14 protein-coding genes and 1 riboswitch are annotated in these 14,213 nt (G+C 48.9%); of the genes, 6 read left to right on the forward strand and 8 right to left on the reverse strand.

From position 1 onward, the window contains the following. Nucleotides 1-135: 135 nt before the first annotated feature. A complete protein-coding gene (gene bfr, locus I4W93_RS07855) occupies nucleotides 136-603 on the reverse strand; it encodes a bacterioferritin (RefSeq protein ID WP_205309679.1) in 468 nt (155 codons plus the stop codon). Further along, a complete protein-coding gene (gene bfr, locus I4W93_RS07860; RefSeq protein ID WP_205309680.1) occupies nucleotides 604-1,077 on the reverse strand; it encodes a bacterioferritin in 474 nt (157 codons plus the stop codon). It abuts the gene before it with no gap. A gap of 256 nt (nucleotides 1,078-1,333) precedes the next feature. Between bfr (I4W93_RS07860) and I4W93_RS07865 the strand changes: the two genes are divergently transcribed. Beyond that, the gene (locus I4W93_RS07865) at nucleotides 1,334-2,836 is read left to right on the forward strand and encodes a S10 family peptidase (RefSeq protein WP_205309681.1); all 1,503 of its coding nucleotides are present in this window, start codon (nucleotides 1,334-1,336) and stop codon (nucleotides 2,834-2,836) included. A gap of 64 nt (nucleotides 2,837-2,900) precedes the next feature. Here I4W93_RS07865 and I4W93_RS07870 read toward each other — a convergent pair whose 3' ends face one another. Together I4W93_RS07870 and I4W93_RS07875 are read right to left on the reverse strand one after the other, a co-directional pair. Then, the gene (locus I4W93_RS07870; protein ID WP_205309682.1) at nucleotides 2,901-3,770 is read right to left on the reverse strand and encodes a DMT family transporter; all 870 of its coding nucleotides are present in this window, start codon (nucleotides 3,768-3,770) and stop codon (nucleotides 2,901-2,903) included. A 125-nt stretch (nucleotides 3,771-3,895) separates the two neighbouring features. Continuing rightward, a complete protein-coding gene (locus tag I4W93_RS07875) occupies nucleotides 3,896-6,016 on the reverse strand; it encodes a S9 family peptidase (protein ID WP_205309683.1) in 2,121 nt (706 codons plus the stop codon). Between the two features lie 191 nt (nucleotides 6,017-6,207). On the opposite strand from I4W93_RS07875, the gene I4W93_RS07880 reads away from it, so the two are divergent. Then, nucleotides 6,208-6,390, forward strand: a complete 183-nt coding sequence (locus tag I4W93_RS07880; RefSeq protein WP_205309684.1) for a helix-turn-helix domain-containing protein — start codon at nucleotides 6,208-6,210, stop codon at nucleotides 6,388-6,390. On the opposite strand, the gene I4W93_RS07885 is transcribed toward I4W93_RS07880, so the two are convergent. The 4 genes from I4W93_RS07885 to I4W93_RS07900 are packed head-to-tail and all read right to left on the reverse strand — an operon-like array spanning nucleotide 6,385 to nucleotide 10,197. Continuing rightward, entirely contained in the window at nucleotides 6,385-7,254 is an 870-nt protein-coding gene (locus tag I4W93_RS07885) for a phosphotransferase (RefSeq protein ID WP_205309685.1), read from the reverse strand. The two genes, I4W93_RS07880 and I4W93_RS07885, sit on opposite strands and share 6 nt — an antisense overlap. Continuing rightward, nucleotides 7,206-7,835, reverse strand: coding sequence for a nicotinamide riboside transporter PnuC (gene pnuC, locus I4W93_RS07890; protein WP_205309686.1), 630 nt, complete (start codon nucleotides 7,833-7,835; stop codon nucleotides 7,206-7,208). Before pnuC ends, I4W93_RS07885 begins: the two co-directional genes overlap by 49 nt. Beyond that, complete coding sequence (locus I4W93_RS07895) at nucleotides 7,832-8,080, reverse strand: YkoF family thiamine/hydroxymethylpyrimidine-binding protein (RefSeq protein ID WP_205309687.1); 249 nt, start codon at nucleotides 8,078-8,080, stop codon at nucleotides 7,832-7,834. Before I4W93_RS07895 ends, pnuC begins: the two co-directional genes overlap by 4 nt. 29 nt (nucleotides 8,081-8,109) lie before the next feature. After that, a complete protein-coding gene (locus tag I4W93_RS07900) occupies nucleotides 8,110-10,197 on the reverse strand; it encodes a TonB-dependent receptor (RefSeq protein WP_205309688.1) in 2,088 nt (695 codons plus the stop codon). 38 nt (nucleotides 10,198-10,235) lie between these two features. After that, nucleotides 10,236-10,332, reverse strand: a riboswitch (TPP riboswitch). A gap of 367 nt (nucleotides 10,333-10,699) precedes the next feature. Between I4W93_RS07900 and I4W93_RS07905 the strand changes: the two genes are divergently transcribed. Genes I4W93_RS07905 through I4W93_RS07920 form a run of 4 tightly spaced genes read left to right on the forward strand, consistent with a single transcriptional unit; the run spans nucleotide 10,700 to nucleotide 14,206 of the window. Further along, a complete protein-coding gene (locus I4W93_RS07905; RefSeq protein ID WP_205309689.1) occupies nucleotides 10,700-11,029 on the forward strand; it encodes a metalloregulator ArsR/SmtB family transcription factor in 330 nt (109 codons plus the stop codon). 11 nt (nucleotides 11,030-11,040) lie between these two features. Continuing rightward, nucleotides 11,041-12,051 carry an ArsJ-associated glyceraldehyde-3-phosphate dehydrogenase gene (locus I4W93_RS07910; RefSeq protein ID WP_205309690.1) on the forward strand — a complete coding sequence of 337 codons (1,011 nt, stop codon included), beginning with the start codon at nucleotides 11,041-11,043 and terminating at the stop codon, nucleotides 12,049-12,051. A gap of 3 nt (nucleotides 12,052-12,054) precedes the next feature. Continuing rightward, nucleotides 12,055-13,257: an organoarsenical effux MFS transporter ArsJ gene (arsJ, locus tag I4W93_RS07915; protein WP_205309691.1), complete on the forward strand. Its 1,203-nt coding sequence runs from the start codon at nucleotides 12,055-12,057 to the stop codon at nucleotides 13,255-13,257. A gap of 58 nt (nucleotides 13,258-13,315) precedes the next feature. After that, complete coding sequence (locus I4W93_RS07920) at nucleotides 13,316-14,206, forward strand: cation diffusion facilitator family transporter (RefSeq protein WP_205309692.1); 891 nt, start codon at nucleotides 13,316-13,318, stop codon at nucleotides 14,204-14,206. Nucleotides 14,207-14,213 lie beyond the last annotated feature (7 nt).

The following is a 14,213-nucleotide window of genomic DNA, read 5'->3' on the forward strand; positions in this document are numbered from 1 at the left end:
TTTGCCAATGTAATAAAAACAGCAGCCAGCTACCAGCGCCGGCCGCAATTGGATTGTAATAAAGTGTGTCGAAGGAGTTGGCAGTGCAGGGCAGAGCGCCCTGCAGTATTTGGTTGCTATATCTGTGATTGCAAACTACATCTGTGATTGTAAATAGTTTGGCAGGCCCAGCAGTTTGATAAGGTTAAGTTGTTGTTCCAGCCAATGGGCATGATCTACCTCGGTATCATCTAACAATTGCTGCAACATTGCGCGGCTAACATAATCTTGCTGTTGCTCACACAATGCCATGGTTTGCTTTAGCAGCTTTTGCACGGTGTATTCTACGTTTAAGTCATTTTGCAGCATGGCAGGTACGTTATGGCCAACGTGAATAGCATCACGTTTGCTCATGTCCGGCACACCTTCTAAAAAGATAATGCGCTCTATCAGCTTAGAGGCATGGCCTTTTTCGTCGTCAAATTCATGGTCAATGCGCTCATATAGCTTGTGCAGGCCCCAGTCGTGGTACATACGTGAGTGAATAAAATACTGATCCATCGCCGCCAACTCATTGGCCAACAGCACATTTAATGCATCAATAATGGTTTTATTGCCTTTCATTTACTCGCTCCCCAGCTGTGCCTGAAGGTAATTGCCCAAGCCCATTACACTTATTTGATGCTGCTGCGTTTCCAGCCAGTCCAGATGCTCTTCTTCATATTCCAAAATTTCAGTCAGCATATCGCGGCTAACGTAATCCTGCTCAGCTTCGCACAGTGCAATAGTGGCGCGCAGTAGCGGCATTTGTTCAATCTGGAAGTCCAGATCACATTGCAGCATTTCCGGCGTATCTTCACCAATACGCAACTTGCCCAACGCCTGTAAATTCGGCAGGCCTTCCAACATTAAAATGCGCTCTATAAGTTCATCGGCCTGCTTCATATCTTTAATCGATTTTTTGTAGCACACATCATTCAGCGCTTTTAAGCCCCAGTTTTTGTAGATGCGGGCATGCAAAAAGTATTGATTAATCGAGGTTAATTCGGCTGTCAGCACCTCGTTTAGTTTTGACAGCACCTGTGAGTTACCTTTCATTGTCTGAGCCTTTTATGCGACGAAAAATATGATGACAAGCATAGAGCAAAAAGCACAATAAAACAAAAATATGTTTAAATTCAATGCCATACTACTAATAACAATTCGTATTATTAACTTGTTTCGCTTCCCGCTTTCGCCAATGTATATGACGGCGTATTTATGGCTATTGGCCGCATGCCTTTTGTATTTGCTCAGGTTTTACGGTAAACAAGAAGGCATTAACGATAAAAATAGCTGACAACCCGGGGGACAAATGAAACTGACCACACCTATAGCGCTGCTGCTGTTGCTATGCAGTACTGTCTTGCAAGCGACAGAGCGACAGATTGAAATTGACAGCAATGTCAGCACAGAGCATAAAACCGAAGTAAAGGGTAAACGCTTTAGCTACAGTGCCACTACCGGCACCCAACCGGTATGGGACGACGAAGGTAACCCCACTGCTACCCTGTTTTATACCTACTACCAGCGCAGCGATATTAAAGATCGTAGCAAGCGGCCGTTGCTTATTTCCTTTAACGGCGGCCCGGGCTCGGCCTCGGTTTGGATGCATGTGGCCTACACCGGCCCCAAAGTGTTGAATGTCGACGAAGAAGGCTACCCGCTTCAACCGTATGGCGTAAAAACCAACCCGCACTCTGTGCTGGATGTCGCTGATATTGTATTTGTTAATCCGGTAAATACCGGTTACTCACGGGTATTGCCGGGTAAAGATGGTAAAATGCCGTCCAAAGATCAGCAGCAAAAAATGTTTTTTGGCGTCAATGCCGATGTGAAATATCTGGCCGAGTGGGTGAATACCTTTGTTACGCGCAATGAGCGCTGGCAGTCGCCAAAGTTTTTAATTGGTGAAAGCTATGGCACCACTCGTGTGTCCGGCTTGGCACTGGCTCTGCAAAACCAGCAATGGATGTACTTAAACGGCGTAGTGCTGGTATCGCCAACAGACTTAGGCATAGAGCGCGCCGGCCCGGTAAAAGCCGCTAACCGCCTACCATATTTTGCCGCCACCGCCTGGTACCACAACAAACTGGCAAGCGAGCTGCAACAAAAAGATTTATACGACATTCTGCCAGAAGTAGAACAATTCACCTTAAACCAGTACCTACCGGCACTGGCCAAAGGCAATGCCATTAGCGACGAGGAAAAGCAGCGTGTAGCCCAGCAAGTTGCCCGTTATTCCGGCTTGTCGCTTGAAGCGGTATTACAAAACAATCTGGATATTCCTACCAATTACTATTGGAAAGAACTGCTGCGTGACCGTGGCCAGACAGTAGGCCGCTTAGACTCGCGTTATCTAGGTATTGATAAACGCGACGCCGGCGACCGCCCGGATTACAACGCTGAGCTCACGTCATGGCTACACTCGTTTACCCCGGCCATTAACTATTACCTGCGTAACGAGCTGAATTACAAAACCGACATCAAATACAATATGTTCGGCCCGGTACACCCGTGGGACAGAAGTGATGACAACACTGGCGAAAACCTGCGCCAGGCCATGGCACAAAACCCCTACTTAAAAGTGCTAACTCAGTCAGGTTATTATGATGGCGCCACAAACTACTTTGATGGCAAATACAATATGTGGCAGCTGGACCCAAGCGGAAAAATGAAGCACCGCCTTAGTTTTAAAGGCTACCGCAGCGGCCATATGATGTACTTACGCGCTGAGGATTTGCAAAAATCTAACGACGATTTACGCCAGTTTATTTTAGATGCCATTCCGGCACAGGGCGTGGCCGCTAAGTACTGAGCTCACAGCTAAAGGTTATTACATAACAACATCCCTGCTTCGGCGGGGGTTTTTGTAGTAATAACTAGTGAAAGTCTGAGGATTTCGGCTGTAACAACACTAGCGCTATACCACCCAAAATGGCGAGCGATGCCAGCACTAACCGCAGTGTTAGCGGCTCTTGCAACAGCAGCACTCCGGCCAACGCTGCCAGCAACGGCACGCTCAATTGCACCGTTGCCGCAGTGGTCGCTTTGAGTAGCGGCAAAGCGCTGTACCAGATAGCGTAACCCATACCAGAGGTTACAGCGCCGGACAGTAGCGCATAAAACATACCGGCGCTGTCCAGCGATACCTGGTTTAGCAGCAACACGCTAAGCAACAGCGCCATAGGCACAGTGCGGCCAAAATTACCGGCCGTCACCTGCAGCGGATCGCCGGCGCCCTTGCCGCGCAATGAGTACACGCCCCAGGCAACACCGGCAGCCAACATTATCAATGTGCCAGTTAATGGCGGTGCCGACAGCCCTGGCAATAACAACCCGATAAGCCCTGAGCAGGCCAGTAGCAACCCCAGAGACTGCGCTGGCGTAAAACGCTCACCGCGCCACAAACCAAAAGCTATCATGCTGGTTTGCACGGCGCCAAACAGGATCAATGCGCCAATACCGGTATTTAGTTGTATATAAGCAAAGGAAAAGCCGGCAGCATAAACAAACAATGCCAGCGCAGATAACCAATTGCCATGCTCTTTCGCTTTCGCACCGTCACGGCGATTTCTGTTGCGCAGCATCACTAAAGCCCACAACACCACAGCACCGGATACCAGCCGGATGGCAGTAAAACTGGCAGCATCAATATTGGTATGCGCTAAAGCGATACGGCATAGCAGTGAGTTACCGGCAAAAGCAAGCAGCGCCAGCAGAGTTAGAAGGACAACACGGCTATCAGACATTTAGCAGTCTCAAAAGACATTACAAGATGCGGGCAGGCTAACATTAAAAGTGCGTTTAAACATTGTGACTTAAGTCGCAACCAAAAAAAACCGGGCCTAAGCCCGGTTGGTGTGTTGCAGCAGCTTTACTGATTTATCCCTAGTAGGTTCAGAATAAAAGCATATTCTTCAGCAATTTGTGCCTGACGGGCAAAACGACCAGATTTACCGCCATGACCAGCTTCCATGGTGGTTTTAAACAGCAAAGGGTTAGCGTCAGTTTTCTGCGTGCGCAGTTTGGCCACCCATTTTGCCGGTTCAAAATATTGCACCTGCGAGTCATGCAAGCCGGTGGTAACTAGCATTGCCGGATAGTTCTGCTTACTGATTTGATCATAAGGTGAATAAGACAGCATATAGTCATAGTAAGCTTTTTGCTTCGGGTTACCCCACTCGTCAAATTCGTTAGTGGTCAGCGGGATGCTTTCATCCAGCATAGTGGTAACTACATCAACAAACGGCACATGCGCAACCAAACCTCGGTACTTCTCTGGCGCCATGTTGGCCACTGCTCCCATTAACAGGCCACCGGCGCTGCCACCCATACCAAATACTTTATCTTTGGCTGCATAGTTGTTAGTAACCAGATAGTCTGTTACGTCGATATAGTCAGTAAAGGTATTGATTTTATTAAGTAGTTTACCGTCTTCATACCAGTACCGGCCCATTTCCTGGCCGCCGCGAATATGCGCAATGGCAAACACAAAGCCGCGATCGACCAGCGACAATACACTGGAACGAAACCCTGGGTCCATTGAACTGCCATAAGAGCCATAGGCATACTGATACAAGGGTGCTGAACCGTCACGCTTGAAGTCTTTTTTATACAGCAATGACACCGGTACTTTGACACCGTCGCGGGCAGTTGCCCATACCCGATCCGTAGCATAGTTGTTTTTATCAAAACCACCTGGCACTTCAGTTTGCTTTAACAGTGTTTTGACACCGCTTTGCATATCCAACTGATAGACACTGGCCGGCGTAGTCAGCGAGGTGTAGGTATAACGCAACAGGCTGGTGTTCTGCTCTGGGTTCACTTCAAAACCGTTAACATAGGCGGCTTCATCGGAAGCAACGAAAAACGCCTTGCTGGGATCTTTCCACGGCATCACTTTGATGCGGCGCAGGCCATCGCTACGCTCATTAATCGCCAGATAATCTTTGAACGTCTTAAAATCCTGAATAAACACGCTGTCACTGTGTGCAATCAGTGGCTGCCAATTAGAGCGAGCGCCAATTTTATCATTGGCAACCGTCATAATGCGGTAATTCGGTGCCTGCCAATCAGTTTGAATGATCCAGCGACCGTCAAGGTGATCCGCACTGTATTGTACGTCGCGTTCGCGCGGTGCCAGGCTAATAAACGCACTGTCTGGCTTACTGGCATCTTGCACCTGCATTTCGCTTGATACCGTGCTGCTGGTGTAAATAACTACATAATTGCCATCGGTAGTATTGCCGACCCCCATATAAAAGCTGTTGTCTTTTTCTTCATAAACCAATTTGGCGCTAGCCGGCTCCCGGCCTAGTTTATGTTGCAATACCTGGGTGCTTAGTAGGGTTACCGGATCATTTTTCACCAGATATAACGTCTGGCTGTCTGCAGCCCAGGCCATGCTGGCTGACAAGCCGGTTAATACATCAGGCAGATCCTGGCCAGTGCGCAAATCACGTACCTTCAGCGTGTACTGCCGCCGGCCACTATCATCTTCCATATAGGCGACAAAGTTTTGGTCCGGGCTTACCTGCCAGTTCGACACGGCATAATAACTCTTACCCTTCGCCAGCAGGTTAACATCCAGCATCACCTGTTCGGTGCCGTCTTTTAATGCTTTACGCAAATAAATTGGGTATTCTTTGCCGGTTTCATAGCGGCTGTAATAACTGTAATCTCCCTTAGTGTACGGCACCGAACTGTCGTCTTGTTTAATGCGGCCGATAATTTCCGCTGTAAGCTTGTCGGTTAAAGACTGATACGCACTGGCATAGTGGTTAGCGTAATCATTTTCACGATGCAGGTAATCCAGCACCGTTGGCGAGGTGCGGCTGTCATCGCGCAGCCAGTAGTAAGGGTCTTGTCGGTCACCATGCGGCGACGTTACTGTGTAGGGTTGCTGTACCGCCATCGGTGCAACCAATTGCTCCGCGGCAACTGCATGGCTAAACAGCGCGCTGACAGCCAGCAGGTAAAAAGGGCTTAATTTCATTAGATACGCTCAGTAATACTTAAGAATGCTGAAATTACCACGGCGAAATGAGCAACACTATCCTGCATCGTTAAAAAAGTGTAACGGAGTATGAAAAAGCCAATTAGTTAGCCAGCTACCAGCCAGATGCTATTCACAAATGTCTGATTTTAGGCTATTACTGTTAGGTTTTTAACTATCAGGATCAGTTTATGGCACTAATGACTGTCGAGCAGGTAGCAGATTTTCTTGGCGTACAGGTAATTCGAGTAGAGCGGTTAGCGCGGGAAAACCTTTTGGTTGCCGCCGACAAGGACAGCGAAGGCAAACCTCTGTTTAATGACGATGATGTAAAACGTTACAAGGTACTGGCAGAGCGCTTAGGCGGTTTATAATACCTCAGCCAGTTGTTTTACTTGCTGCTGCCAGTGCTGAGCCTGTTGTTGACAGCCTGGCATAGTCAGATACCACAACCAACAAAAGCCACTGTACAACAGCCTGGCTGCAGGTAGTTTTGACTGCAATGTCGCCAATAAATCTGGCCTGTGCCGATTGTTGCTATATTGCTGCAACATCTGCTCTATCGCTTCAGCCGTTAAATTAAAATGTAAACTTATCGCGGCCAAATCCAGGCTACTATCCGCTCGTTGGCTGTATTCAAAATCCAGTAACCACAACTTCGCTGCGGCATAAAGTAAATTACCTGCGTGCAAATCCAAATGGCACAGTACAGTGTCGGCCTCTGCTTGTTGTAGCTGTTTGGCCGCCTGCTGCAAAGGCAGCAGCATCTCGGCCATTACAGTGTCAGCTGGAGCAACTGCAGCGGCTAGCTGAGCCAGGTAGCGACAACAATCCAACTCGGCAGTTTGTACCGGCAGTTGATGATACTGCGCCAGAGTTGCCACTAAACAGTGATAACCATGACGTTGATAATTAAACGGCTCACCTGATGCGATGTAATCACTTAACATCACCTGGTAATGATTGTTCAAACACAAGGGGGCTGGCGCCAAGCCTTTAGCCGCCGCTGCATGTTGGCAGCGCAACTCTTGCTGGCGACAGATCGCAGAATCAGCAGGATAGCAGCGCAGTACATATTCGCCCTGCGCAGTTTTGACATAATAACTTTGATTGCTTTCGCCATGCGATAAAGGACGTACCTGCAACGGCGGCTGGACAACAAAAAATTCCAGCCGCTGGCACAAACGTGTTACATGCTCAATCTCACTGCTGGTTGCTGTTGATAGTGACTGCGCCAAATAAAATATCCTGCAATTGCGATTACCGTATACAGCATAAACAAGCCCGTTAAGAAATACAGGTGTTTTTGTGCATAAACGTAAATGGATACCGCATCTATCACTACCCAGTACAACCAGTTAGACACCAGTTTGCGCACCACCAGCCAGGTCGCCATCACACTAAATACTGTCGTTTGGGCATCAAGATAGGCGAAATCGGCATGGGTATAGCTGGCCATTACTGCCCCCAGTATCCAGCCAGCTATTGCTGTCGCCGATATCAGTAGCGCATGACGCTGCCAGGGCCACTCATATACCGGACCGCGCGCATCAGGCGCGCTCTGGCGCAGCTGCTGCCATCGCCACCAACCATACAGTGCCATGCCAGCATAATACAGTTGCAGAAGTGCATCAGATAGCAAAGCAGACTGCCACATCACATGCGTAAACAGTACGGTACTTAGCAACGCAGCGGGCCAACACCACAAACTTTGCTTTAACGCCAGAATCACATACGCCAGCGCCAGCAAGGTGGCAGCAAGCTCGATACTATGCATAAGCTGCCACTGCGCTATTGCCTGGCTTAGCAGCTGATTCATGGCCGTAAGTCACCGTGGATAAACTTCACCACAAATACGACCTTACCGAATTGCTCAAACGACCATTTAATGCAAGCCTGCAACGCCTGCATTACGTTGTCATAATCACCAAAAACCTGAGTGCTCATGGTATTGGTTAGCACGGTAATATCTGGGTATTGGTTCAGTTGCTCGATAAAGCCTTCGATCGGGCCGATATAATCGTTGGCTAACGGGTACTTACTAATCTCGACAGACAATTGCATAGCAGACTCCTTAACAGTGATAACGAGCTTTAAAATTGATAACTGGCTGTAACGCCCACTCGGCGCGGCTCAGAAAGCTGCTCATACACATGTGGCTCGTAGCCATCACGCGGATCGTTGCCAAAATAAAAACCGCGCACGCCTATGTCTTTATCCAGCGCGTTGCGGGTCCAGGCAGCCAGTTCCCAATTAGCCAGTTGATAACTGATTCTGGCATTTAACAACTCATAGCGCTTAGAACGGGCGTTGTGGCCATCAGAATAAAAAAACGCGTCCTTGCCTTGCAGGCTGAGGTTAAACGTTAAAGCGTCGGTGATATACCAATCGCTCGCCACACTGTATTGAAAACGCGGCGCCTGTGCCTGCTCGCGGCCGCTAAGATTGTCACCATCCAGCGTAATATAGTTGCCTAGTCTGGTTTTCAGCCAGCTAGCCGACAAGAATAACGCCAATTGCGGATGCAGCTGCAAACGGTTTTCCATTTCAATACCGTAATTACGGCCACTGCCGGCGTTATCAATAAAACCAGCAAACTGTGGCCCGCTGTCGGGGTTCAACCAACCTTTAACCTGCATATCGTCACGCCACATATAAAAAGCGGCGACCCGCGCAGTAATGCTTTGGTCCAATGCACTACCTTTAACACCAAACTCGGCGTTGTACAGGGTTTCTGGCTTAAAACTCGCCTTACTATTTAGCTCGGTTAAATTACCATCCGCCGCTTTGGCCAACGCATCACCGTTAACACCGCCGGCTTTATAGCCACGCGCGGCCAATAAATATATTAGCGCCTGATTATTGACCTGATAATTCAGGCTAACATTGGCCCCCCACATCATATCGTGGTTTTTAATAGCGTTGCCGCTACTGTCGCTGTAGATATCGGCATAGCGCTCCAGACGCATGCCCGACACCAGGCTCCAGCTCGCATTCAGCGGCGTGGTAAGCTCGCCATAAACCGCGGCATTGCTGCGTTCCAGACTACTGCTAAAGCTGTCTGCTTGCCATAGATCCCAGTTCCAGAATTGACGGTTTAAATCATAGTCTTTACCAGCGACATACAACCCCAGCACCCAATCACTGCCGCCCAGTTGTCCTGCTGGTGTCGAAACCAGCCGGTAGTCCAGTGTTATTTGCTCGCGCGCGCGCAAATAACGGTCGGTGGTAGCATATTCATCAGGATGAATGCCAACATAACTCCAGTCTTCATCAAAGCCGTAATCACTGTCGGCAGTTAACCAGCTAATTTGGCCGTTAAAATCGGCAAACCCCAAGCCACTGTAATCGGCGTTAAGCGCCAATGCTTTGCTGCGAATTTTATCCTGCCCCGGCTCGTCCGATAAGGTGTTGCGGTTACGATCCAGTGAAAACGCATCATAGCCATTATCCTGATCACTCAGGTGAGCAATAAACTGCAACGCCAAACGTTCTGTCGGGTGATAATTCACTTTGAAACGGCCGCTAAATTCGTCGATATTATTTGTATCGTCACGGTTTAAGTAGGTATTATCGATAAAACCATCAGAGGATTGCTGCTCTAACGCCAGGCTGTAACCCAGTTGTGAATTAACACTGTTGCTAAACTGGGCAGCAAGCTGGCGACTGTCATAATTGGCCAGAGTGGCGCTTAGTTTCCCTTCCGGCGTAGCAGTAGGGCCTTTGGTGGTCAGGTTAAGCATACCTGCCAGCGCATTAGCACCAAAGCGGCTGGCTTCGGGGCCACGAAACACTTCAAGCTGCGCCATGTCACTGATGCCGGTAATACCAAGGCCAGAATAATCTATACCATCAATTAAAATACCCACCGACGGGTTAATCGTATCGACAAACTCACTGCGCTCGCCAATGCCACGCATCTGTATATAGCGGCCACGCGAGGCTCCGGCACTAAAGTTTACATTGGCAAACTGGTTGAGCAAATCATCCAGATGTTGCGCCGAGGTACGTTTGGCATCCTGCTCACTTACCACAGCAATACTGCCGGCTAGCTGCTGTAATGACTGTTGTCGCAAATCACCCTGTACGGTAATACGCTCAATTGCCGTTTCAGCATTGTCGGCTTGAATAGAAAAACTGCTACAGACAGCCAGAGTAAATAACGAAGGAATAAAACGCATTGTTGTATGAATCTCCAAATTTCAGAGATCACACCAGCTTGAGGAGTTAGCACCATCCCTCCGCCGGTATAATCCGGATCAGGTTCTAAGGGTTTGCCTTTCGGCATCTCAGCAATTGCACCCCTTGGTTGCGCGGCAAGTGTAAAGCGTTTTATTTATACATGCAATGCACAAACACCGGCGTTGGCCGGGGTTTGTCGGGTAAGCTCATGAAGCAGCAGTGGCTATCTGGTATTAAATACCTGCCAATTGAAATTTAATTGCCGTATCAATGTGCTTAATTGTTCACTGACGCCAGTTGTATGGTGTCTTCTGCACTAGCTACCTTTTACGTTAGAAATTGATAATTTCGACAACATAACAGACCTGCATTGTCAGGAAGCAATATTCACAGTGTATGCAGCTAAAATGACAATTATGTGACAACTTGCAGCACTGTCATTAAAGCGTCATATTTATGCATCATCATTACATGCGAAAAAACAGATATAGGTGTAGTACCATGAACCCTGTCACGCTTTATAAGGCAATGGCTGATACCACCCGTCTGAAGGCTATATTGTTGTTGCAGCAAACATCGGAGTTGTGTGTTTGTGATTTAATGCTGGCGTTGGACGAAAGTCAGCCAAAGGTATCCCGACATTTGGCGCTACTCAAACAGGCCGGTGTGCTACAGCATCGTAAACAGGGATTGTGGGTATTCTATCGTCTTAATACTAACTTACCCGGCTGGGTGCACGACGTTTTGCAACAAACAGCTGTGCATAATACTGCATTTATTAAATGTAATTTGGCCAGGTTGGCACAAAACCCGGCGAATACCTGCTGCTAAGGAGCGAACATATGACAATTAAAATCGGTATTAATGGCTTTGGCCGTATTGGCCGCTTGGCACTGCGCGCGGCGTTTGACTGGCCGGAATTGGACTTTGTCCAGATTAATGACCCAGCAGCCGATACTGCTACTTTCGCGCATTTAATCAACTTCGATTCAATACACGGTATCTGGCGCCATAGTGCCACCGCTGACGGCCAAAGCATGGTGATTAACGGCAAACGTATTGCAGTTAGCCAGAATAAAGCCATAGCCGATACCGACTGGTCTGGCTGTGATGTGGTAATTGAAGCGTCCGGCAAAATGAAAAGCAAAGCGGTGTTAGAAGCGTATTTAGCGCAAGGGGTAAAACGGGTCGTGGTTAGTGCGCCAGTTAAAGAGCCCGGCGTATTAAACGTGGTAATGGGTGTTAACCAGCAACTGTATAACAAAGATTTGCACCGCATTGTTACTGCTGCCAGCTGCACCACTAACTGTCTGGCGCCGGTAGTTAAAGTTATCCACGAGCAACTTGGCATTAAGCATGGCAGTATTACCACCATTCACGATTTAACCAATACGCAAAGCATCCTGGACACACCGCACAAAGACTTACGCCGCGCCCGCGCCTGTGGTAGCAGCTTAATTCCAACCACTACCGGCTCGGCCACCGCTATTACCGAGATATTTCCAGAGCTTAAAGGTCGCTTAAATGGCCATGCCGTGCGGGTGCCATTGGCCAATGCCTCGTTAACCGATTGCGTGTTTGAAGTAGAACGTGCCACCACAGCTGATGAAGTTAACGCGCTGCTAAAAGCCGCCGCTGAAGGCGAGTTAAAAGATATTCTCGGCTATGAAACACGGCCCTTGGTGTCAGTTGATTACAAAACCGATCCACGCTCCAGCATTATCGATGCACTCTCAACCATGGTAATTAACGGCACCCAGGTAAAAATTTATGCCTGGTACGATAATGAATGGGGCTACGCCAACCGCACGGTTGAATTAGCCAAGCTAGTTGGCCAGCAGGACAAAGCCTAACTTATGCTAAACGCACTTAGCCCACAACTGCGGCAATATATATTGGTAACCGCTAACTACTGGGCCTTTACCTTAACCGACGGCGCACTGCGCATGCTGGTAGTGCTGCATTTTTATAGCTTAGGTTACAGCGGCCTGGCCATTGCCATGCTGTTTTTGTTTTATGAAATATTTGGTGTTATTACCAATTTAGTCGGCGGCTGGCTGGGCGCCCGTATTGGTCTGAACAACACCATGAATATTGGCTTGCTGCTGCAAATACTGGCGCTAGCTATGTTACTGCTGCCTGCGGCCTACTTAATTGTGCCCTGGGTTATGGCGGCGCAGGCGTTGTCTGGCATAGCCAAAGACCTCAACAAAATGAGCGCCAAAAGCAGCATCAAACTGCTGGTGGCCGACAATGCCCAAAGCACTTTGTTTAAGTGGGTGTCTATGCTTACCGGCTCAAAAAACGCCCTGAAAGGTATCGGCTTTTTTTTCGGCGGCCTGCTGCTAACTCTGTATGGCTTTCAGCTGGCTATATTGGTCATGCTGCTGATGCTGCTTTGCGTTTGGCTACTTAGCTTGTGGCGGCTAAAAGCCGATTTAGGCAAGGCCCGCCATAAAGCTAAATTTAACGAATTGTTTTCCAAAAGCAGGCCGATAAACGTGCTGTCGGCAGCACGTCTGCTGTTATTTGCTGCCCGCGATGTCTGGTTTGTTATTGCGCTGCCGCTTACTCTGGCCAGTCAATTCGGTTGGAGCCACTGGGCGGTGGGCAGTTTTCTCGCACTCTGGGTTATCGGCTATGGCGCAGTGCAAAGTGTAGCCCCCATACTTACCCGCAAAGCCCGCCTGCCAGATGGTAAAACCCTTACTCTCTGGGCCTTGCTGCTGTGCAGCATACCGGCGGTAATAGCTATGGCGCTGCAACTTAACTGGCATAGCGAGACCATGCTGTTAGCTGGGTTGCTATTGTTTGGTGCCGTGTTTGCAGTTAACTCCGCGCTGCACAGCTATATGATAGTCAGTTATGCCAGAAACGACGGCGTGTCTCTGGATGTCGGCTTTTACTATATGGCTAATGCCATCGGCCGGCTAATTGGCACGGTATTGTCAGGCTGGGTGTATCAGCAAGCGGGTTTAGCAGCATGCTTATGGATCTCTGCTGCCATGTTGGTGGCGACGGTACTGGTTTCCACTTTACTGCCCAAACACCCGACATGACTTTATCAAACGCCTGCTCTACACTGCACTAAGCCTCTTATACCTTTTGGAATACGCAATGTTAAACCTGCGCCCGCGCCAGCTGTTGTTACTGTCCTTGCTGGCGGCGTTTATCACCATGGCGCTAAAAACTCTGGCCTGGCACCTTACCGGTTCTGTCGGCTTTTTATCCGATGCCATAGAATCGCTGGTCAATGTTGCCGGCGCTGGTTTTGCGTTGTTGATGGTCAGCCTGGCGCGCCGTCCGGCCGATGACGGCCACCCCTATGGTCACAGCAAAGCGGAGTATTTATCTGCAGCCTTTGAAGGCGGGTTAATATTTCTTGCCGCACTGGTCATTTTGTACACTGCCATAGAGCGTTTAATCAACCCGCAGCCGATCGCCACGCTGGGTTTGGGTACTGCATTAACGGTGTTGGCCAGCGCAATTAATTTCGGCATTGCCATATTACTGCTGCGCGGTGGCAAACAACACAGTTCGCCGGCACTGGAAGGTGATGGTAAGCATTTAATGACCGACGTCTGGACTACAGCCGGCGTGATAGTTGGTGTCGCACTGGCGGCTTACAGCGGTTATAGTTGGTTGGATCCCATCGTCGCTGTCGCCGTCGCGCTGCATATTATACATGAAGGTGGCAATATTTTATTAAAGGCGGTCAATGGTTTGATGGACAAAGCGTTACCGGCGCCGCGTATTATGCAGATTGAACAAACACTGGAGAGTTTTAGCAGTCGCAAAGTACACTTTATCAATTTACGAACTCGTGCCGCAGCGACATTGCAGTTTGCTCAGGTGGATATGCAGGTACCTGGCGATTGGAGTGTTGAGCACGCCCACCAAATAGCGAACGAAGCCGAGCAAAAACTAAACAACCTCGGTGTGCAACTCAGTATCCATATTGAACCTCAGCATGCCCATGGCGCAGCGTCTTTGCGTGCAGAAACCTAAACCGGAG

Source organism: Rheinheimera maricola, assembly GCF_016918075.2.
GTDB lineage: Bacteria > Pseudomonadota > Gammaproteobacteria > Enterobacterales > Alteromonadaceae > Alishewanella > Alishewanella maricola_A.